Here is an 18,936-nt window from a genome sequence, read left to right on the forward strand (position 1 = left end):
GGCGCGTATCGAGGGGCGCTTACTTGGCGTCGGCCTGGCGCTTGAGCGTGGCGCCGCCGACGATCTTGACGCTGTCGTTGGACTCGATATCGAGCTGGCGATCGGTTTCGCCCTTGCTGTTGGGATCGAGCGTGACTTTCTTGCCGCCCTTCTGCAGCGTCCAGGTACCGTCGGTGGCGTTCCCGTCGATGCTCAGTGCGTAGGTGCCGTCGGCATTGATGTCGAGGGTGGTGTTGTCGGCGACATAGCGGCCGTCGAAGGCTTTTGTATCGAAGGTGGGCGCGGCGGCGATCGGCGTGGAGTGATCTTCGATGATCGCGGCATCGGTGCCCGGGACCGGCGCCGGCGGCGGAGGCGGCTCGACGGTACGGGCATCGAGGCCGGGGTCGGCGGCCGGTTCGACCGCGGTTTCCGCGGCGACTTCGGTGGCCGAAGCCGCTTCGGCTTCTTCGGCGGCATCCTTCTGGCAGCCGGCAGCGAACAGGACGAGGGGCAGGGCGAGCCACAGCAGCGGAGCGGACGTTCTGGAGGTCATCGTTGGGATCTCGATTGGTCGGAGGGTGAATGGATGAATCGCGTCAGCGCTTGCCGCCGAAAATGCCGCCGAGCAGGCCACGCAGGATCTGTTTGCCGAGCTGGTTGCCGACGGTGCGCGCGGTCTGTTTGGCCATGGTTTCGACCATGCCCTGGCGACGGCTGGTGCCGAACACCGCATCCTTGACCGATTGACCGAAACCACCTCCCTCTGCATCGTCCTGCGCGCGGGTGCGGGCAGGCGGGGCCTTGGCCTGTTCGGGCGCGGCTTCGATCTTTTTCGCCAGCATTTCGGCGGCGGACTCGCGGTCGATGCGGGTGTCGTAGCGGGTGCCGACCGGGCTGCCGGCGCGTACCTGGGCGCGTTCGGCTTCGGTGATCGCGCCCATCCGGCAGCGCGGCGGTGCGATCAGCGTGCGTTCGACCGGCATCGGAATGCCCTTGTCCTGCAGGGTCGATACCAGCGCCTCGCCGGTGCCGAGTTCGCCGATGGCCTTGGCCACGTCCAGCGCCGGATTGGCGACGAAGGTCTGCGCTGCGGTCTTCACCGCTTTCTGGTCGCGCGGCGTGAACGCGCGCAGCGCGTGCTGGAAGCGATTGCCGAGCTGGCCGAGGATATCGTCCGGCACGTCGTCGGGGAACTGCGAACAGAAGTACACGCCGACGCCCTTGGAACGGATGATGCGCACGACCTGCTCGATGCGCTGCCGCAAGGCCGGCGGAGCATCGTCGAACAGCAGATGTGCTTCGTCGAACACGAACACGAGCTTGGGTTTTTCCAGATCGCCGACTTCCGGCAGGCTCTCGAACAGCTCCGACAGCAGCCACAGCAGGAAGCTCGAATAGAGTTTCGGCTTGAGGATCAGCTGGTCGGCGGAAAGGATGTTGATCACGCCGCGACCATCGGTATTGGTGCGCATCAGGTCGTTGAGTTCGAGCGCCGGTTCGCCGAAGAACATCTCGGCGCCCTCCTGCTCCAGCCGCAGCAGCGCGCGCTGGATCGCGCCGATCGACTGGGTGCTGACCAGGCCATAGCTGGTCGAGATGTCCTTGCGCTCCTCGGCGACCAGGCCGAGCAGGGCGCGCAGGTCTTCCAGGTCCAGCAGCAGCAGGCCGCGGTCGTCGGCCAGCTTGAACACGATGTCGAGCACGCCGGCCTGGGTGTCGTTGAGTTCGAGGATGCGGCCGAGCAGGGTCGGGCCCATTTCGCTGACCGTGGTCCGCACCGGGTGGCCGAGCTTGCCGTAGATGTCCCAGAACACCACCGCGTTGGCCTCGTTGCGGTAATCGGGGTTGCCCATCAGCGCGAGGCGCTGCTGGATCTTCTCGTTCATGGCGCCGGCGGTGGCCAGGCCGGCCACATCGCCCTTCACATCGGCCAGGAACACCGGAACGCCGATCCGCGAGAATCCTTCCGCCAGCGTCATCAGGGTCACGGTCTTGCCGGTACCGGTGGCCCCGGCGATCAGGCCGTGGCGATTGCCGAACTTCGGCAGCAGATGCACGTTGCCGCTGGTGTCGGTGGTGACGGCTTTGCCGACCAGGATGGGGTCCATGAAGGGTCCTCGGAGTGGATCGTGGAATTCTATTCGGGATCGGGTCGATGCGTGCGTGCGATCGCATCGATGTGGTGCCGGGCAGGTGCCGGGCTTCGACACTGAACCTCGATGTGGCCCCCGACTTCGGCGGGTTGCCCGCATCGGCCCCGGGGGCTACCCTGCAGCTCCCCGCCGGTGTCGCTGTTGTTCATGTCCGAATCCGCTGCTGTTTCCGGGCCTTTGGCCCGTCTCTCCCCGTGCCTGCGCTTGGCCTGCCTGTTCGTATTGATGGTGCTGGCGGTGTTCCCCCATCGCGACGCGCAGGCGCAATCGCGCCGCGAACGCGATCTGGACGCCATGAAGATGAAGATGGCGGCTGCCGAGGGCCGGTATCGCGACGCGCTGATCAAGATCGACAACAACGACCCCACCGGCCTGCTCGAAAGCAACGCGGCGCTTGAGGATATGGAGGATGTGATCGCCGCCTGCGTCAAGGTCAAGAACTGTCCGATGTCGCAGTTGCTGACCAGCTACAAGCGCCTGTTGAAGACCGATGTCGACGCGCGGGTCGCCAGCGAAGGCGGCGACGAAGACGGCCAAGCGCTCATCGATACCGAGCTCGCCACCGGCAACGTGCCGAGTTCGGCCGAGGCGGCGGCGCTGTTGAGTGCCGATGGCCAGCGCTTCGTGAACATGGTGCAGATGAATCCGGCGGTGCAGGCGGGCATCCGCCGCTGGCTCACCGACATGCGCGTGTCGCTGGTGCAGAGCCATGAGAACTACCAGTACCTGCGTCATCTCATGGCGCCATCGTTCCAGCGCAACGGCCTGCCCGAAGCGCTGCTGTTCGGGATCATGGCGAAGGAATCCACCGGGCGTGTCCACATCGGTTCGCGTGTCGGCGCGGTCGGCCTGCTGCAGTTCATGCCTGCGACCGGGCGTCGCTTCGGCTTGGGGCCCGATGGCACCGGCTTCGATACCCGTTACGACCCGCGCGCTTCGGCCGATGCGGCAGCGTCGTATCTCAATGAGCGCTATTCCGAACTGGGCAACAACATCGAACTCTGGCTGGCCGCCTACAACGGCGGCGAGGGCCGTGCGCTGCGAGTGTTCCGCGCCTATCCGGACCGCAGCTTCTGGGACGAATCGGTCTACAACCAGTTCCCGGCAGAAACCAAGGACTACGTGCCGATGGTGATCGCCGCGGCCTGGCTGTATCTGCACCCGAAGGAATACGGCCTGAGCTTTCCGAAGATCGACGCCAAACCGGCGACGATCCGCCTCGTCCGCGCCACTTCCATCTACGAGCTCACGATCTGCCTGGGCAACGGCGGCACCCGCGACGGTTACATGCGCGCGCTGCGCAACCTCAACCCGCGCTTCGAAGCGGACGGCTGGATCTCCAGCGGCACCACGCTCAATGCCACGGTGAAGATCGCCGGCCTGTACAACCGCTATTGCGTCCAGGGCGAGCGCGCCGAGCTGGCGAAGCGGCTGGTCGAGAGCGAAGTGAGCGCGGCCATCGTCAGGGTCGGGCCGCTCGAATCGGTCGTCGCCACCGCCACCGGCGTGGACGGCACCGTGGCCCCTGCCGAAGCGCCGGCGCAGGGCAAACCCAAGCCGAAAGACACGCCGAAGCCCAAAGCCGCGCGCCAGCACAAGGTCGAACGCGGCGATACGCTGGTGTCGATCGCGCGCAAGTATTCATGCGATCTGGGCGATCTGGCCAAGGCCAACAGCATCAAGGGTCCGCGCTATACGGTGCGGCCGGGCCAGCGGTTGAAGTTGCAGGGCTGCGGCGGCTGATCAGGACGCGAACTGGTAGCGCACCAGCGCCATCGCCAGCGCGAACAGATAACCGTAGCCGAAGCGGTCGATGCGCAGACGCGTGTCGCCGCGTCGCGCACGCCAGCGACCCATGGCCATCATCGCCAACCCCGCCGCCAGCGGAGTCAGGACGATGTTCGCGATCCGCCATGCCTCCGGCACCAGGTTGTGGGGAAGGACCAGCAGGCTCAGTCCGCCGACGACAGCGCCGAACAGCGCATAGCCGATCGCGGCGATCCAGGGGTTCGGTGGTTTCCTGAGCGGCTCTGCGATCGAATGGATGCCCAGTTCGACCAGGAATTCAACGACGATCTGGATCAGCAGTTCGCCGAGCAGTTCCAACAGGAATTCCATGCCGCGCTCCAGTGTGGTGTAGAGGTCTGTTGGGCGTCATCGGTTTGATGCCGCCGCGCACGATCAAGCGGGCGCCACGATCCCGGCATCGGCGACCAGCGTCGATCCATCGCGGTTGCGACGGCTATCGCTGCCATCGAGGAACTGCAGGCACGCCAGTTCTTCGTACAGCCCGCCCTGCGCCATGAGGCTCTGATGCGTGCCTTCGGCGACGATACGGCCGCGATCCATCACCACGATGCGATCTGCCTTGAGGACGGTGGCCAGACGATGCGCGATCACCAGCGTCGTGCGTCCGTGCATCAACGATTCCAATGCGCGCTGCACCGCATGTTCGCTATGGGCATCGAGTGCGCTGGTCGCTTCGTCCAATAAAAGTATCGGTGCGTTCTTGAGCAAGGCGCGCGCGATCGCGATGCGCTGTTGCTGACCGCCCGATAGCCGCGAGCCGCGCTCACCCAGATCGGTATCCAGGCCTTGCGGCAACGCGGCGAGGAAATCGGCGGCTTGCGCCGCCCGCACCGCCGCCTCGAACGCAGCCTCATCGGCCGCGAGATTGCCGTAGCGGATGTTGTCGCGCGCCGAAACCGCGAACAGCGTCGGCTGCTGCGGCACAAGCGCCACCGCACCGCGCAATTCAGCTGGATCCAAGCGCGTCAACGGCACGCCGTCCACGCGGATGAGGCCTGCGCCGGGATCGTGGAATCGCAGCAACAACGAGAACACCGTGCTCTTGCCGGCGCCGGAAGGGCCGACCAACGCCACGGTTTCGCCAGGACGCACTCGTAGACTGAAGCGTTCAAGCGATGGCGTGTCCTGGCGCTGCGGGTAATGGAAAGTCACATCTTCGAAAACGATGTCGCCGCGAACCGGCTGCGGCAATCGTTCCGGGTTCGTTGGCGCGACGATCGCGGCGCGTTGCGCCAGCAATTCGGTGATTCGGCTCATGCCGCCGCTGGCCCTCTGAACGTCGTTCCAGACTTCAGCCAAGCCGCTCACCGCATCGCCACCCAGCAACGCGTACATCACGAATTGCGTCAACGTCCCCACGCTCATGCGTCCGGCCGCGACATCGTGCGCGCCGAGCCAAAGCACGAACAGAATCGCACCGCTGCCGAGAACGCCCGCTACCACCGTGAGCGCGGCCTGCGCCTGGATACGACGGCGCGCGGCCGATAGCGCGGCTTCCAACATGGCGGCGAAACGGCCGTGTTCATGATCCTCGCGCACATGCGCCTGTACCGTGCGTACGGCAGACAGTGTTTCATTGGCGAGCGCGTTGGCATCAGCGATGCGGTCCTGACCTGTGCGCGCAAGACCGCGCAAGCGACGCCCGCCCAGGATGCTGGGCAATACCGCCAGCGGGATTGCAAGCAACGCATAAAACGCCAATTGCGCGTTGGTCGCGAACAGCATCGCGATCGCACCGATCGTCATCACGGTACTGCGCAGCAGCCCGGAGATCGCAAAGGTCAACAAGAAACGCAGGAATTCCACATCGGACGTCAGTCGCGACACCAGCTCGCCGCTGCGGTTGCGGTCGTGGAAAGCGGCATCCAGCGTGAGCAGTCGCACGTAGAGGCGCTCGCGCAAGCTGGCGACCACGCGTTCGCCAAGCAGCGCCGCGAAGATATAGCGAGCGGTGCCGGCCAACGCCAACACCAGAGTGATGCCCAACAAGGCGAGGAAATCGCGATCGATCCGGGACGGGTCGCCTTGCGCGAAGCCACCATCGATCAACTGCGCCGAAGCCACCGGCAAGGTCAGCGTCGCGATGGTCGCCACGGCGAGCGAGATCAACCAGATCGCGAACAGCCAAGGATGTCGATGGACCAGTGGCCACAGCGCGCGTAGATCGCTTGTGGCGGTGGGCGTCGCCTGCTGCGTCGTGATGGTGTCGTCGTTGGTCATCGCATCCTGTGTTGCCAAAGGGGAGTACGAAGTGTGGCGCGGTCGCCACGCACACTCAAGCACCACCGTCATGCCCTAGGGCGCACCATGTTGCGTTGCGGCAATGGTGGACGTTCGAAGCTGGGCGCGACACCGGCGAACCTTGCACGCTTTGGCGAACGACCGGCTCGACCATAGCGCGCCGATCATCACGTTTCCATCGGCTGCAACGCCATCAGGACCAGCCTGCACACTGAACGAACGTGCGCGGGTATTGAATCCGCGGATAAGGGAGTTGACCTTATCGGTACAGCATGTTAACAACCAGAATAGAGTTGTCGGCGGTGGCAACCGGAATGGATAACAGCATCGGGGCAAGGCCCTGCCGCTTACGTCGCAATCTTCAATTTGTCTAAGGAACTGCCGTCATGCAGAACAATCAGGACGTTACGCTTTCCCAATTGGCCTCGTTGCAGAAGGTCGACACGAAGGCCGATCACAAGATCTTGCAGGCCCGTGTTGGCGTGGCTGCGGCAGGCTGCGCCGACCCGACCAACCAGGCCTTGCATCGCGTCCATCGATGCTGGCGCGGTTCCGATAGGAGGTATTGGCGCTGAAAACACGCAACGGGCCCCGACGCGGGCCTATCGCATTCACGTTAACGCTGCGTCGACGCGTGCTATGCGAATGTGAGGTTGCTCCCTTCCCTAGGGAGCCTCAGAACAATTCGGAGGCTCCGCGCGCCAGGGATGGCGCGCTCGCGGATCGATCGCGCAAGTGATCGATCCGGCGGGAGCAGACTCGGGCTTGGCCTGAGTCTGCGACGTCTGAATCACTCCAGGATGAAATATTCAGACCTTGCCTAGCAACACCCAAAAAACCAACAAGGAGTGACTTCATGCAGAACAAGAAGACGTTCGCTTTCCAACTCGCCTCGACCCAGAAGACCGAGGCGAAGGCCGATCAGAAGCAGTGGCAGGTGCGTGATGGCGTCGCGGTCGCCGGTTGCACAGACCCGACCCGTCAAGGCGATTTCCGTGAATCCTACGATATCTGGGGCACCTATCGCGGTCGCGACAAGGGCTACTGGTGCTGACTCGGCCGGCTTGAAGTTCCGGCGCCGCCGTCGCGAAAACGGCGGTCTCGAACGAACCATCGTTCACCACATCGATTCGACCCATAACACCATGAACATGGAGAAAGACATGCAAACGGACAACAAAACCAAGTCGTTCGCGTTCAAATTGGCTGCGGATACGAAACAGAAGACCGATAAGCAGCAGGCCTGGCAAATGCGCGACGGCGTTGCGGTCGCCGGTTGCAGCGGCCCCGACGCGCGCGCCGACAGGGCCTTCCCGTATCGCCGGGATGGCGGCATTTATTGTTGAGACACCATGTGCGGCCGAGCGATCCCCACACGCCGGCAACCGGGCCCCGCATCGCGGGGCCCGTGTTTTTTGCGCGAGATCGCTATCGCGCTTCACGATTCGCGACGACACATCCCCCAGTCCATGCATGAATAAACATATCCTGGTCATCACCCACAGCGGCGATCTGCATGCCGATCTGGTCGTTGAACGATTGCTCGCGCGCGACGCGGGCGTCTTCCGTCTCAACCTGGACCAGTTTCCAGCGCATTACCAATTGGATGTCCGCCAGATCGATGGCGTCTCGATCGGTGTCATGCGCCATCTGCCTACGAAAGCCGTGGTATCGATGGCCGACATCGGCAGTGTATGGACGCGCAAGTCCGGCGATTTCATGTTCTTGAGCGATGGCGAACTCGGCCCGCAAGAGCGCGCTTATGCGATCGAGGAGACCAAGCACATCCTCACTAGCCTGTTGCTGACGATCGACGGCTATTGGATGAATCATCCGATGGCGTCGCAGGCCGCGATGTGGAAGGGCGAGCAACTGCGCCGCGCGGCGCGACTTGGATTCCGCGTGCCGCTCTCGCTGGTGACCAACGATGGCGACGCCGTGCGCCGCTTCCGCAGCGCGGTCGGCGGTGAGATCATTTTCAAACCGCTGTCGTCGCCGTCGTTGGGCGCGGACGACGTCGATGTCGCCGATCGCATCGTGCCCAATCTCGCAACGACCATCATCACCGATGAGCACGAGGACATGCTCGACGCCCTGCGCGAGCTGCCTGGTTTTTTTCAGCAATATATCCCCAAACAGCACGAGCTTCGGGTGACGGTGATCGACGGCCACGTGTTTGCGGCACGCATCGACTCCCAGGGCGACGAACGCACACGCACCGACTATCGCGATTTTTCGGCGGAAATCGATTACAGAGCGGAACGGCTGCCGCCGGAGATCGAACGCCGCTGTCGCGACTTCATCCACAGCTATGGCTTGAAGTTCGGCGCCATCGACTTGATCTTCACGCCCGGAGGCGAGTATGTGTTCCTCGAGAACAATCCTGCCGGGCAATTCCTCTTCGTAGAGCAATTGGTGCCCGAGCTGCGCATGCTGGATGCGGTGACCGATTGCCTGGTCGACGGCGCGCAGCGCAAAGGCTGAAACCATGTCGGCATTCCCGCAACTGCAACTGTTCGAGCGCGATGGCCAGAGTCGCGCGCTGATTTTCGGCGCGACCCATTTGGACGCCGAACTCCTCCCCATGCTGTACGACACGCTGCGCAACATCGGCCACTCGCCTCGCCTCGATGTGATCGTGTATTGCCGCGGCGGTGAGGTCGCGGTGGCGCGGCGGATCGGCCTCCTGCTGCACCGGTTCACCGATCGTCTGCGTTTGATCGTGCCGCACCACTGCCAATCGGCGGGCACGGTGATGGCGCTCGCCGCGCATGAGATCGTGACTGGGCCGATGGCGATGTTCTCGCCCATCGATCCGCACCTTCACGGTAGCGATGCCCAAGGCGAGGTGACCGCGATGTCGGCGCAGGACATCCGCATGTTTCCGAAAATGGCGCAGGATTGGTTCGGTCTGGATGAATCCGAAGCGCGTGAACGTGCTCTGCCCCTGCTCTGCGACAGCATCGCACCGGCAACGCTTGCTGCGTTTTATCGCAGCACGCTCGCTGTACGTCAGATCGGCGAGGAGTTGCTTTGTTTGCATATGTCGCAAACGCCTGAAGCGCAACGCACCGCTGTCGTTGAGACATTGCTGTTCGGTTATCACGCGCACGATCACACTTTGACCGGAGAGGACCTGGCCTCGATCGGGCTGAACGTGCGCAACGATCCAACCCTGACCGATGCGGCGTGGGAGATCGCGCGCGAATTGCGCACACGCATGGGCCCGGAAACGCGGAAAACGAATGCGCGCGGCTGGTGCGATGCGCTCATCGCCACCCGCAACGGCGGCTGGGTACGCACGCGTCAACAGGACATGTTGCCCGGCGACTGGGACGTGTTCGAGGTCGCGTGATGAGCGTCGAATCCTATCTTGCGGAATGCTGTCGATGGTACGTGGTGATCGCGCTGCTGGCCGCAGCCGTCGGCAAGAGCATGGGCTTCGGGAGTTTCCGCAACAGTCTGGACGAATCGTTCCCGCCCTTGAAGGCCGGTGGAAGCCTGCTCGCCGCAGCTTCTATCCTGGTCGGCGAGTGGTCGGCGGCGCTGCTGATGCTTGCTGGCGGCGTGTTGTCGCGCGCGGGCTTGATGCTGGCATTCGGTTTGTTCGTGTTCCTCACCGCGGTCGTCGTGCTGGTGCTGGCGAAAGGCCTGTCAGTGCGCTGCAACTGTTTCGGCGCGTCGCAGCAACGCATTTCCGTTGTCGACCTGATACGCAATCTGCTGTTCATCACGGCTGCAGGCTTCGGTTTGTACGGCGCTTCCGCCACCGGTATCGCGAGCGCTTCTGGCGGTCTCGATGCGCCCGCCTCCGTGGCGATCGTCATGGTGGCCATGATGTTCTTCCTTCTTTCGATTCATCTGCGCGAGATCGCAGGTCTGCTGCGTATCCGTGGCGAGGATTTGTGACGATGTTCGACAGCGTCTTCGTTCCGCTCGATTCCACCTTGCTCAGCTTGCTGGTGGTCGCATTGGCCGTGCTGGTCGCGATCAACTTGTTCCTTAGCCTGCGCCTGACTACGCTGGTCGGCGCACTGGCTCATGCGCGATTGCCGGACACCGTGCCGATCGGTGTCGCCTTGCCGGACTTTCGGGCGCGGATGCTCGATGATGGCCGCCGTGTCGATGCGGATACTTTGCTGGCCGAACAGGCGACGGTACTGGTGTTTCTGAGCCCCGGCTGCAAATCGTGCCTGGAGCGTTTGCCGGAACTGCGGCGCATGCAGCCGCTGATGGAAGAGACTGGCGTGGCTCTGTGGGTGATCAGTAGTGGCCGCGAGCGACGTCTGCGCGCTTATTTCGAATCCACCGGCTTGCTATCGCGGGCGCTGCGCGTGAGCGACAGTGACATGCGCATGCTCAACCCGAAATACTCGGCACCGTTCTATATCTTCGTCGATGCGACGCGGGTCGTGCAGGCCAGCGACCTGATCGGCGATGCGAACTGGTTGAGTTTCCGTGACCAGATCGGCGATGCGGAATCGATTGATGCGGATGTTACCGGTACGAATTTATCGGCGACTTGAAACCGGCCGCGACGCATGCCTGCGGACGAATCAACCGCTCTTCGATGGCGACGTATCGAACGCGCCGGTTTCGATCAACTTGTCGATCACTGCGTCCATCGTCTCGGGGCGCGCGGCGCGGCAGACGATGCGACCGCCGGTCATCGCAGGGGTGACGAGAAACGTGCAGGTTTCGATGCGATCGGCGACGACGTCGTGATGTGCGTCGTGCAGCAAGCAGGATGGGCATCGCTACGTTCAACCCATCCTGCTTGCTGGGCTGCAACCTCGTTGCCGTTGAGTCCGGCCGTGATTCTTGGGAACACTGCCTCCAAGCAAGGCTTGGCGGGGAGACGTTCAACAACCTGTCGGGTCTCGTGCTTCGCGCCGTGGCTCAGAAGGCGGCCATCTCGATGCCCGACAACTTCCACAACAGAAGTTTCTCGCGTTTGAAGATCAAGGTCGAAGGCGGGATGGCATCGTCGTCGGGATGGAGCCTGACCGCGAACGTATTGAAGTCCTCGTAGCGCATTTCGGCCTGCCATTGCGGTAGATGCCTGCTGCTCTCGCGGTTGCCGTCCGCATTGCGGATGCCGGCGGTCGCCAATCCGTCGAGGGCGAGCCCGCCTCCCGTGAACATCATCGACAGCGCCTGTGGCGACAACATCGCATCGATCATCGGGTCTGCGATCGCGGTCGCCAGGCGGGCGCCCAGCTCACCGAATGCGTCGGCGCCATCGCTACCGCCGATGCGTTCGCCCATGGCGTCGGCAAGCTGGCGTTTGACGCTTTCGCGCAGTGCCGGGAAATCGATATGAGCGGCCAAGGCTTCAGCGTCGCCGCGCTCTGCAGCCAGACGCATCGAGCGCACGGTGAGATGCGGCGCGAAATACATCCACACGCAGAACGCGACGCCGAGGGCGACGATGGCGAGTCGGGCGATCCGGTTCATGCGCGGCTCCGGCGCGACGGGCGCCCACGCAAGTCTAGCGGCAACGACGGCTCGATGCCCCGACCGTTACCCGAACTGCAACCGAAGCGACTGTTCGCTCACCTCGTGATTCTGGACGAAGACATCGCCGCTCGTTCCCTTGCTCACGTTTTCGTAGGTCTCGAAACCCAGGCCGTCGCCGTTGTCCCACTCGATCTGATCGCCGATCTCGACCGACCAGTCGGGGTCCAGTTCGATGATGGTGTAACCGGAATCCGCAGTCAGGATCGCGGCGGCGCCCTGGTCGGGATCGATGATGCTGATGGTGCCCTTGCGACGCATGTCGTTCTCCTTGTCGTGCGACCCTTGCGGATCGCGTCGCCCCTGCGCGACGGGTGTCGCGCTCCCTGGTCAGCCGTCAAACATGTCGGCCGGCTGATTGGAACTTAAGCGCTATGGCAGGACAAGATCAATCGGCACAGGCTATAAGAAGTGACAGGTTTTTGGCAGCGACCGCTGCCCGTTCTGGAGCTGCGTGTCCGATGTGCGACTCAGTTCACGCTCGCCAGCGTTTGCCCGAGTCGCACCGGCGTTTCGGGTTTCAGGATGTCCGGCAGTTTCGCCACGCCCTTGGGCAGCAGCACGATGACGGTAGAGCCGTAGTTGAAGCGCGCCATCTCGGCGAAGCGGTCCAGCGCGATGTTCTGGCCGCGCCAGTCCTTGCGGGTGATGCGGTCGCCGTAGGCCGGGATCTCGACGCCGCTCCATACGGTTTCCACGCCCGAGACCAGCAGGGCGCCGACCATCACCTGGCACATCGGGCCGAAGTCGGTATCGAAATGGCAGACGAGGCGTTCGTTGCGTGCGAACAGTCGCGGCACCGATTTCACCGCATCGGTGCCGACGCTGAACAGCCGGCCCGGGACGTGCACGGTTTCGCGCAGCGTGCCGGCCCAGGGCATGTGCACGCGGTGGTAGTCGCGCGGCGAGAGATAGACGGTCGCGAAGACGCCGTCGGCGAACGGCGCGGCGGCGGCTTCGTCGCCCAGTAGTTCGGCGACCGTGAAGGATTGGCCCTTGGCCTGGAAGATCCGGCCTTCGACGATGTCGCCGCACTGGCTGATATGGCCGTCTGCCGGCATCAACAGCGCGCGCGGATCGGCGTCGGGCGTGCGCGCGTCCGGTTTGAGTGCGCGCGTAAAGAAGGCGTTGAAGGTCGGATAGGCGCGGGGGTCGGGTTCCGCGGCTTCATCCAGATCGACCTTGAACTTGCGGGTCACGGTATCGATCAGCCACTGCTTGATGGCCGGATTGCGCGAATACGCCAGCCGGCGTGCCGCCGAAGACATCCATCGATGCGGGAGGACGTAGGTGAGAGTCGTGATCAGCCCCACTTATTTGCCTGCCCCGGTGAGCGCGATCAGGTCCTCGGCGATGGCCTTGGGCTTCAGCGGCGGCTGGATCACACCGGCCATCCGGCCCTGCGGGTCCAGCACCACCACGGCGGCGGAATGGTCGATGGTGTACTGATCGGGCGGGGCATCCTTGCCCAGCGGTACTTTGGCGAACACCAGCGACAGCGATTTCGCGAATGCCTCCAGCGTCGGCAGGTCGGCGGTGGCGGCGAGGGTGTCCTTGTGGAAGCCATGGGCGTATTCGCCGAGCTTCTCGATCGAATCGCGCTCCGGATCCACCGAGACGAACAGGACCCGCGGTCGCGTGGTTTCCGGCAGCGCCGCCCAGCGCGCCTGCGCCTGCGCCAGTTCGCCGAGCGTCGTCGGGCACACGTCCGGGCAGTAGGTGAAGCCGATGAAGACCAGTGTCCAGTGTCCGTGCAGCTCGCCCGGGACCATTTGGGTCCGATCCGACTGCCGCAGCGTGAATCCCGGCAGCTCGCGCGGAGTCGTCAGCAGGCGGACGGTCTGCAGCTCGGGGCCTGCGGCGGTACGGCTGCCGAGAAAGTATTCGGCGGCCCAGAGCCCGGCGCCGGTCGCCAGCGCGACCAGCAGGATCAGGAGAGTGGTGCGGTTGAACATCGTGGCGATGTCTCGAGGGATGGCGACGGGTACGGCCATGATAACCGCGCGGCCGTTATACTTCGCGGTCACGCCGCGCGACCCCCAAGCCCAGACCCCGCCATGACCGACGAGCTGCAGACGATCATCGACCTGATCCGGTATGGCGCCAGCCGTTTCAACGCGGCCGGACTGACCTTCGGCCACAGCTACGACAACGCGCTCGACGAGGCCACCCAGCTCACCCTGCACGCCCTGCACCTGCCGCACGACCTGCCGCCGGTCTACGGCCAGTCGCGGGTCACGCTGGCCGAGAAGGAAGATGTGCTGAAACTGTTCCTGCGCCGCATCGAGGAACGCATTCCCGCCGCCTATCTCACCGGCGAGGCCTGGTTCGCCAGCCTCAGCTTCAAGACCGACGCCCGTGCGCTGGTGCCGCGTTCGCCGATCGCCGAACTCATCGAGTCGGGCTTCGAGCCCTGGCTGGGCGGCAGGGAGGTTCGCCGCGCGCTGGATCTGTGCACCGGTTCCGGCTGCATCGCCATCGCCATGGGCCACCACAATCCGGATTGGCAGGTCGACGGCATCGACATCAGCGACGACGCCCTCGCGCTGGCATCGGAAAACAAGGCGCGCCTGCACGCCGAAAACGTCCGTTTCCTGACCTCTGACCTGTTCGCTGGTCTGCAGGGCGAACATTACGATCTGATCGTCACCAATCCGCCCTACGTCACCAACGCCGAAACCGACGCGCTGCCGAAGGAGTATTCCTTCGAGCCCGAGCTGGGCCTGCGCGCGGGCGACGACGGCCTCGATCTGGCCCTGCGCATCCTCCGCGATGCGCCGCTGCATCTCACAGAAGACGGCGTGCTGATCTGCGAAGTCGGCGAGTCCGAGCGCGCACTCGGTCGCCTGCTGCCGGAACTGCCGCTGGCCTGGGTCGAGTTCAAGGTCGGGCAGATGGGCGTGTTCGTCGCCGAGTGTCGCGATCTGGTCACGTATCACGCGCGCATCCGTCAGCTGGCCGATGCGCGCGATCCCGCGCTGCGTACGCCTCCGGCACCGGCATCCGCCGGTTTGTTCTGAGGCCGGCCGCGTGAGCAACAGTTTCGGTCAACTGCTCCGCGTCACCACCTTCGGTGAATCGCATGGGCCGGCGATCGGCTGCGTGATCGACGGCTGCCCGCCGGGTCTGGCGATCTCGGAAGAAGCATTCGCGCAGGATTTGCAGCGTCGCGCCACCGGGCGCACGCGACACACTTCGCAGCGGCATGAAACCGATGCGGTCGAAATCCTCAGCGGCGTGTACGAAGGTCGTACCACGGGCACGCCGATCGCACTGCTGATCCGCAATACCGATGCGCGCAGCAAGGACTACAGCGACATCGCCGCGCAGTTCCGCCCGGCGCACGCCGATTACACCTACTGGCAGAAATACGGCCATCGCGATCCGCGCGGTGGCGGGCGCAGCAGCGCGCGCGAAACCACGATGCGCGTGGCCGCTGCCGTGATCGCCAAGCAATGGCTGGCCGAGCGCTACGGCGTGACCGTGCGCGGCCATCTGTCGCAGCTCGGTGAGGTGTTGCCGGATCACGCGCTGGGCGCGTTCGACTGGAGCGCGGTCGAGGACAACCCGTTCTTCTGGCCGGTCGCCGCACAGGTGCCGGCGCTCGAAACCTACATGGATGCGCTGCGCAAGTCCGGCGATTCGGTTGGCGCGCGCGTCACCGTGGTCGCGGATGGCGTGCCGCCGGGTTGGGGCGAGCCGGTCTACGGCAAGCTCGATGGCGATCTGGCCGCAGCGATGATGTCGATCAACGCGGTCAAGGGCGTGGAGATCGGTGATGGTTTCGCAGCCGTCGCGCAGAAAGGCAGCTTCCATCGCGATGGGATGAGCCGCGAGGGTTTTCTGTCGAATCACGCCGGCGGCATTCTCGGTGGGATCAGCAGCGGCCAGCAGGTGGTGTGTTCGGTGGCGTTCAAGCCCACGTCGAGCCTGCGCCTGCCGGGACGCGGCATGAACGTGCTGGGCGAGGAGGTCGAAGTGATCACCACTGGTCGCCACGACCCCTGCGTGGGTATCCGCGCGACGCCGATCTGCGAAGCGATGATGGCGCTGGTGCTGATGGATCAGGCGCTCCGCCATCGCGCGCAATGCGGCGATGTCGGCGAGATTTCGCCGCGAATTCCCGCGACCGCGAAAGCGGACGAAAAACGATAGCGGCCAGTCGCCGAATCCCGCCCCCCACAGGCACCGACTGCGCCGCAGCGACATCCGAAACGAATTTTTTCTGTAGGAGCGGCGCAAGCCGCGATACGCGCCCTGCAAACGGCTGATCGCGGCTTGCGCCGCTCCTACACCAGACCATAGCGAGCGAATCGAATGAGCAAGCAATTCAAGGTGGCGGTGGTCGGCGCGACGGGCGCCGTGGGCGAGGTGATGCTGACGGTGCTGGCCGAGCGCAAATTCCCGATCAGCGAGATCCATGCGTTGGCGAGCGAACGCTCGGCCGGCGAGTACGTGAAGTTCGGCGACGACGAAGTGATGGTGCGCGACCTCGCGACCTTCGATCCGGCCGGCATCGACATCGCGCTGTTTTCGGCCGGTGGCTCGATTTCGAAGGAATACGCGCCGAAATTCGCGGCTGCCGGCGTGGTGGTGATCGACAACTCCTCGGTCTTCCGCTACGACGACGACGTGCCGCTGGTGGTCAGCGAAGTCAATCCCGAGCAGATCCGCAACCGCCCGCGCGGCATCATCGCCAATCCGAACTGCTCGACCATGCAATTGATGGTCGCGCTGGCGCCGATCCATCGCAAAGTCGGGATCGAACGCATCAACATCGCGACCTACCAATCGGTCTCCGGTACCGGCCGGCGCGCGCTGGAGGAATTGGGCAAGCAGACCGCCGCGCTGTTGAACTTCCAGAGCGCCGAACCCGAGGTCTACCCGGTGCAGATCGCGTTCAATGTGATCCCGCATGGCGGCGATTTCCTCGACAACGGCTACACCAGCGAAGAAATGAAGCTGGTGTGGGAGACCCGCAAGATCCTCGCCGACGACAACATCCAGATCAATCCGACCGTGGTCCGGGTGCCGGTGTTCTACGGCCACTCCGAGGCGGTGCATATCGAAACCCGCGACAAGATCACCGCCGCCGAGGCCCGCGCGCTGCTGGAGCAGGCGCCGGGAGTGGAAGTCGTCGATGAACGCCAGGCCGGCGGTTATCCGACGCCGGTCACCCATGCGTCGGGTCGCGACCCGGCCTTCGTCGGCCGCATCCGCGAGGACATCTCGCACCCGCGCGGGCTCGATCTGTGGGTCGTCTCGGACAATATCCGCAAGGGCGCGGCGCTGAATGCGGTGCAGATCGCCGAACTGGTCGCGGCCGAAGGCTGACGGCAACCGTTGCGAACCCCGGGACAGATGGCTAGAGTCTCGGGGTTGGCTCTGGGGACAAGCGTGATCAAACACTTGCGCATCACAGTTAGTGTGCTACTGGCAGTGGCGGCCTTGTTGTCGCCGCTGTCGGCGTGGGCGCTCGGGCTGGGCCAGATCAATGTGATCTCGCAGCGCGACCAGCCGCTGTTGGCCGAAATCCCGATCATTTCCACGGATACCTCCGAGCTGGAGGCCCTTCATGCGCGTTTGGCTTCGCCGGAAACCTTCGCCCGGATCGGCCTGTCGCCGCCGCAGGGCATCGTCTCGGATCTGCAGTTCTCGGTCGCCCTGGACGCCCGTGGTCGTCCGGTGATCCGGGTGACCAGCGCCGTACCGGTGCAACAGTCGCTGTTGACCTTCCTCGTCGAGGTCGATTGGGGCAAAGGCCGTCTGGTGCGCGAATACTCCGCGCTGCTGGAGACCCCACAGACCGCCGCCGCACCTGCGCAGCCGCCGATCCAGGAAGCGACGGTCGATCCGGGCAATGCCGTCGTCCGACTCCCGGACCCGCCGCCAGCGCCCGCCAACCCCCTGGAAGCCGCCACGCCGACCGCTGTGCCGCTGCCGCCGACGCCCACCGGGCAGCAGACCGCGTCCGCCCCGAGCGACGTGCTCAGTTCGCCGGTCCCCATGCCGATCCCGCTGCCGGCCGAACCCGACGAAGTGGCGACTGCTGCGCCGATCGAAGTCGTCGCTGGCGGCGATACCCGGGCTGTGCGTGCCGGAGAAACCCTTGGCGGCATCGCCGCGGGTCTGGGGCGCGGCCACAGCCTCGACCAGACCATTCTCGCCTTGCTCCGCGCGAACCCGGAAGCCTTCATCGATGGCAATGCCAACCGGCTGAAGGCCGGCGCGGTGCTGCGCATCCCCGACGACGCCAGCATTGCCCAGTACACGCCCGACGAGGCCGCCGTCGTGGTGCGCGAACAGGCAGCGCAGTGGCGCGGCACCGGCCGTGCGCTGCCGCAGCCACCGGCAGTGGTGGGTGCGCCGACTAGCGATCCGGTGCCGGTCGCGACGGCGGCAACGCCAAGGCCTCCCCGCGCCGCGCGCCCGACCGCGCAGGCACGACTCGAAATTGTTCCGCCGTCGGCCAGCGACGCGCGGCGAGCAGGAACGCGATCCGGCGTCAGCGCCGGCGGTGAGGGCGAGATGTTGCGACAACAGGAACTGCAGCAGACCAAAGAAACATTGGTGGCGCGCGACGCCGAAGTCCAGGAGCTCAAGGCGCGCGTCGCCGAGCTCGAACAGCTGAAACAGCAGCAGGACCAGCTGGTCGCGCTCAAGGACAGCGAACTGGCGGCGGCGCAGCAACGCCTCGCCACGACCCAGGCGGCCGATGCCGGGACACCCGTGAATTTCGGGCCGTGGCTGGGTGTCGGCGCCGGTCTGCTGGTGATCGGTCTTCTGGCCGGATGGTGGTTGCGCCGTCGTCAGGCGGTCGCGGATGGGATCGGGCTGGATCGCCAGCGTGTCGCCCCGGCCATGCCCGAGTCTGCTGATGCCGACCTGGAAGCGCAGGGCGCGTTCGCCGAAGACGAGATCCCGCCGCAACCCGAACCCTTGCCGGTCGAGCCGGCATGGAACCGCCTGGCCAAACCCGTCGAGCCTGAGATCGAGACACCCGCGCCGCCCACGCGTGGCGTGCCGACCTGGCATTCCGGCGATTTCGAAGTCGGCCCGCTCAATCCGGCACCTCCGGGTCAAGGACGCCTCGATCTGGCGTGCGCCTATCTCGAGATGGGCGATCGCGACACCGCACGCAGCCTGCTGCAGGAAGTGGCGACCCGTGGCGACAACATCGATGTGCGCCGTCAAGCCGAGCAACTGTTGCGGGAACTGGGCTGACAGGATCTGT

The 18,936-nt window shown here is 64.8% G+C and carries 21 protein-coding genes; 12 read left to right on the forward strand and 9 right to left on the reverse strand.

Translation table 11 applies throughout. The features are described from left to right. Nucleotides 1-19: 19 nt before the first annotated feature. On the reverse strand, nucleotides 20-535 hold the full coding sequence (locus HOP03_15330; protein NOT89532.1) for a hypothetical protein: 516 nt from the start codon (nucleotides 533-535) through the stop codon (nucleotides 20-22). A gap of 43 nt (nucleotides 536-578) precedes the next feature. Further along, nucleotides 579-2,090 (reverse strand): DUF853 family protein, encoded by a 1,512-nt coding sequence (locus HOP03_15335; GenBank protein NOT89533.1) that lies wholly within the window; start codon nucleotides 2,088-2,090, stop codon nucleotides 579-581. A gap of 270 nt (nucleotides 2,091-2,360) precedes the next feature. Between HOP03_15335 and HOP03_15340 the strand changes: the two genes are divergently transcribed. Continuing rightward, nucleotides 2,361-3,878 (forward strand): transglycosylase SLT domain-containing protein, encoded by a 1,518-nt coding sequence (locus HOP03_15340; GenBank protein ID NOT89534.1) that lies wholly within the window; start codon nucleotides 2,361-2,363, stop codon nucleotides 3,876-3,878. Here the strand turns inward: HOP03_15340 and HOP03_15345 are convergent, their stop codons facing one another. Then, nucleotides 3,879-4,253 carry a hypothetical protein gene (locus HOP03_15345; protein ID NOT89535.1) on the reverse strand — a complete coding sequence of 125 codons (375 nt, stop codon included), beginning with the start codon at nucleotides 4,251-4,253 and terminating at the stop codon, nucleotides 3,879-3,881. 63 nt (nucleotides 4,254-4,316) lie between these two features. Beyond that, nucleotides 4,317-6,164 carry an ATP-binding cassette domain-containing protein gene (locus HOP03_15350; protein ID NOT89536.1) on the reverse strand — a complete coding sequence of 616 codons (1,848 nt, stop codon included), beginning with the start codon at nucleotides 6,162-6,164 and terminating at the stop codon, nucleotides 4,317-4,319. Nucleotides 6,165-6,571: 407 nt separating this feature from the next. Between HOP03_15350 and HOP03_15355 the strand changes: the two genes are divergently transcribed. From HOP03_15355 to HOP03_15385, 7 genes are all read left to right on the forward strand, one after another. Continuing rightward, a complete protein-coding gene (locus HOP03_15355; protein ID NOT89537.1) occupies nucleotides 6,572-6,760 on the forward strand; it encodes a hypothetical protein in 189 nt (62 codons plus the stop codon). A 281-nt stretch (nucleotides 6,761-7,041) separates the two neighbouring features. Further along, nucleotides 7,042-7,239 (forward strand): hypothetical protein, encoded by a 198-nt coding sequence (locus HOP03_15360; GenBank protein ID NOT89538.1) that lies wholly within the window; start codon nucleotides 7,042-7,044, stop codon nucleotides 7,237-7,239. A 109-nt stretch (nucleotides 7,240-7,348) separates the two neighbouring features. Beyond that, a complete protein-coding gene (locus HOP03_15365; GenBank protein NOT89539.1) occupies nucleotides 7,349-7,531 on the forward strand; it encodes a hypothetical protein in 183 nt (60 codons plus the stop codon). 127 nt (nucleotides 7,532-7,658) lie between these two features. Then, on the forward strand, nucleotides 7,659-8,669 hold the full coding sequence (locus tag HOP03_15370) for a hypothetical protein (protein ID NOT89540.1): 1,011 nt from the start codon (nucleotides 7,659-7,661) through the stop codon (nucleotides 8,667-8,669). A gap of 79 nt (nucleotides 8,670-8,748) precedes the next feature. Continuing rightward, the gene (locus tag HOP03_15375) at nucleotides 8,749-9,540 is read left to right on the forward strand and encodes a hypothetical protein (protein ID NOT89541.1); all 792 of its coding nucleotides are present in this window, start codon (nucleotides 8,749-8,751) and stop codon (nucleotides 9,538-9,540) included. A gap of 41 nt (nucleotides 9,541-9,581) precedes the next feature. Beyond that, nucleotides 9,582-10,094 carry a hypothetical protein gene (locus HOP03_15380; GenBank protein NOT89542.1) on the forward strand — a complete coding sequence of 171 codons (513 nt, stop codon included), beginning with the start codon at nucleotides 9,582-9,584 and terminating at the stop codon, nucleotides 10,092-10,094. A 2-nt stretch (nucleotides 10,095-10,096) separates the two neighbouring features. After that, on the forward strand, nucleotides 10,097-10,711 hold the full coding sequence (locus HOP03_15385; protein NOT89543.1) for a redoxin domain-containing protein: 615 nt from the start codon (nucleotides 10,097-10,099) through the stop codon (nucleotides 10,709-10,711). A gap of 30 nt (nucleotides 10,712-10,741) precedes the next feature. On the opposite strand, the gene HOP03_15390 is transcribed toward HOP03_15385, so the two are convergent. From HOP03_15390 to HOP03_15410, 5 genes are all read right to left on the reverse strand, one after another. Continuing rightward, the gene (locus HOP03_15390; GenBank protein ID NOT89544.1) at nucleotides 10,742-10,927 is read right to left on the reverse strand and encodes a hypothetical protein; all 186 of its coding nucleotides are present in this window, start codon (nucleotides 10,925-10,927) and stop codon (nucleotides 10,742-10,744) included. Nucleotides 10,928-11,084: 157 nt separating this feature from the next. Further along, a complete protein-coding gene (locus HOP03_15395; protein ID NOT89545.1) occupies nucleotides 11,085-11,642 on the reverse strand; it encodes a DUF2939 domain-containing protein in 558 nt (185 codons plus the stop codon). Nucleotides 11,643-11,708: 66 nt separating this feature from the next. Further along, nucleotides 11,709-11,963 carry a hypothetical protein gene (locus HOP03_15400; protein NOT89546.1) on the reverse strand — a complete coding sequence of 85 codons (255 nt, stop codon included), beginning with the start codon at nucleotides 11,961-11,963 and terminating at the stop codon, nucleotides 11,709-11,711. Between the two features lie 209 nt (nucleotides 11,964-12,172). Next, the gene (psd, locus tag HOP03_15405) at nucleotides 12,173-13,015 is read right to left on the reverse strand and encodes a phosphatidylserine decarboxylase (GenBank protein NOT89547.1); all 843 of its coding nucleotides are present in this window, start codon (nucleotides 13,013-13,015) and stop codon (nucleotides 12,173-12,175) included. Further along, nucleotides 13,016-13,657 (reverse strand): SCO family protein, encoded by a 642-nt coding sequence (locus tag HOP03_15410; protein NOT89548.1) that lies wholly within the window; start codon nucleotides 13,655-13,657, stop codon nucleotides 13,016-13,018. It lies immediately after the preceding gene. Between the two features lie 102 nt (nucleotides 13,658-13,759). Between HOP03_15410 and prmB the strand changes: the two genes are divergently transcribed. The 4 genes from prmB to HOP03_15430 all read left to right on the forward strand — a co-directional run bounded on the left by prmB (nucleotide 13,760) and on the right by HOP03_15430 (nucleotide 18,926). Beyond that, the gene (prmB, locus tag HOP03_15415; protein ID NOT89549.1) at nucleotides 13,760-14,722 is read left to right on the forward strand and encodes a 50S ribosomal protein L3 N(5)-glutamine methyltransferase; all 963 of its coding nucleotides are present in this window, start codon (nucleotides 13,760-13,762) and stop codon (nucleotides 14,720-14,722) included. Next, entirely contained in the window at nucleotides 14,664-15,857 is a 1,194-nt protein-coding gene (gene aroC / locus HOP03_15420) for a chorismate synthase (GenBank protein ID NOT89550.1), read from the forward strand. Before prmB ends, aroC begins: the two co-directional genes overlap by 59 nt. A gap of 162 nt (nucleotides 15,858-16,019) precedes the next feature. Continuing rightward, a complete protein-coding gene (locus HOP03_15425) occupies nucleotides 16,020-17,036 on the forward strand; it encodes an aspartate-semialdehyde dehydrogenase (GenBank protein ID NOT89551.1) in 1,017 nt (338 codons plus the stop codon). A 27-nt stretch (nucleotides 17,037-17,063) separates the two neighbouring features. Then, nucleotides 17,064-18,926 (forward strand): ferrous iron transporter B, encoded by a 1,863-nt coding sequence (locus HOP03_15430; GenBank protein ID NOT89552.1) that lies wholly within the window; start codon nucleotides 17,064-17,066, stop codon nucleotides 18,924-18,926. Nucleotides 18,927-18,936: the final 10 nt, after the last annotated feature.

The sequence above is a fragment of the Lysobacter sp. genome, assembly GCA_013141175.1.
Taxonomy (GTDB): domain Bacteria; phylum Pseudomonadota; class Gammaproteobacteria; order Xanthomonadales; family Xanthomonadaceae; genus Lysobacter_I.

Coding starts and splice junctions, on each gene's coding strand:
- aroC (NOT89550.1), top strand. CDS start 14,664: ATGCGCGCGATCCCGCGCTGCGTACGCCTCCGGCACCGGCATCCGCCG.
- HOP03_15370 (NOT89540.1), top strand. CDS start 7,659: ATGAATAAACATATCCTGGTCATCACCCACAGCGGCGATCTGCATGCC.
- HOP03_15355 (NOT89537.1), top strand. CDS start 6,572: ATGCAGAACAATCAGGACGTTACGCTTTCCCAATTGGCCTCGTTGCAG.
- HOP03_15350 (NOT89536.1), bottom strand. CDS start 6,164: ATGACCAACGACGACACCATCACGACGCAGCAGGCGACGCCCACCGCC.
- HOP03_15340 (NOT89534.1), top strand. CDS start 2,361: ATGGTGCTGGCGGTGTTCCCCCATCGCGACGCGCAGGCGCAATCGCGC.
- HOP03_15385 (NOT89543.1), top strand. CDS start 10,097: ATGTTCGACAGCGTCTTCGTTCCGCTCGATTCCACCTTGCTCAGCTTG.
- HOP03_15425 (NOT89551.1), top strand. CDS start 16,020: ATGAGCAAGCAATTCAAGGTGGCGGTGGTCGGCGCGACGGGCGCCGTG.
- prmB (NOT89549.1), top strand. CDS start 13,760: ATGACCGACGAGCTGCAGACGATCATCGACCTGATCCGGTATGGCGCC.
- HOP03_15410 (NOT89548.1), bottom strand. CDS start 13,657: ATGTTCAACCGCACCACTCTCCTGATCCTGCTGGTCGCGCTGGCGACC.
- HOP03_15335 (NOT89533.1), bottom strand. CDS start 2,090: ATGGACCCCATCCTGGTCGGCAAAGCCGTCACCACCGACACCAGCGGC.
- HOP03_15430 (NOT89552.1), top strand. CDS start 17,064: ATGGCTAGAGTCTCGGGGTTGGCTCTGGGGACAAGCGTGATCAAACAC.
- HOP03_15365 (NOT89539.1), top strand. CDS start 7,349: ATGCAAACGGACAACAAAACCAAGTCGTTCGCGTTCAAATTGGCTGCG.
- HOP03_15330 (NOT89532.1), bottom strand. CDS start 535: ATGACCTCCAGAACGTCCGCTCCGCTGCTGTGGCTCGCCCTGCCCCTC.
- HOP03_15400 (NOT89546.1), bottom strand. CDS start 11,963: ATGCGTCGCAAGGGCACCATCAGCATCATCGATCCCGACCAGGGCGCC.
- HOP03_15360 (NOT89538.1), top strand. CDS start 7,042: ATGCAGAACAAGAAGACGTTCGCTTTCCAACTCGCCTCGACCCAGAAG.
- HOP03_15395 (NOT89545.1), bottom strand. CDS start 11,642: ATGAACCGGATCGCCCGACTCGCCATCGTCGCCCTCGGCGTCGCGTTC.
- HOP03_15345 (NOT89535.1), bottom strand. CDS start 4,253: ATGGAATTCCTGTTGGAACTGCTCGGCGAACTGCTGATCCAGATCGTC.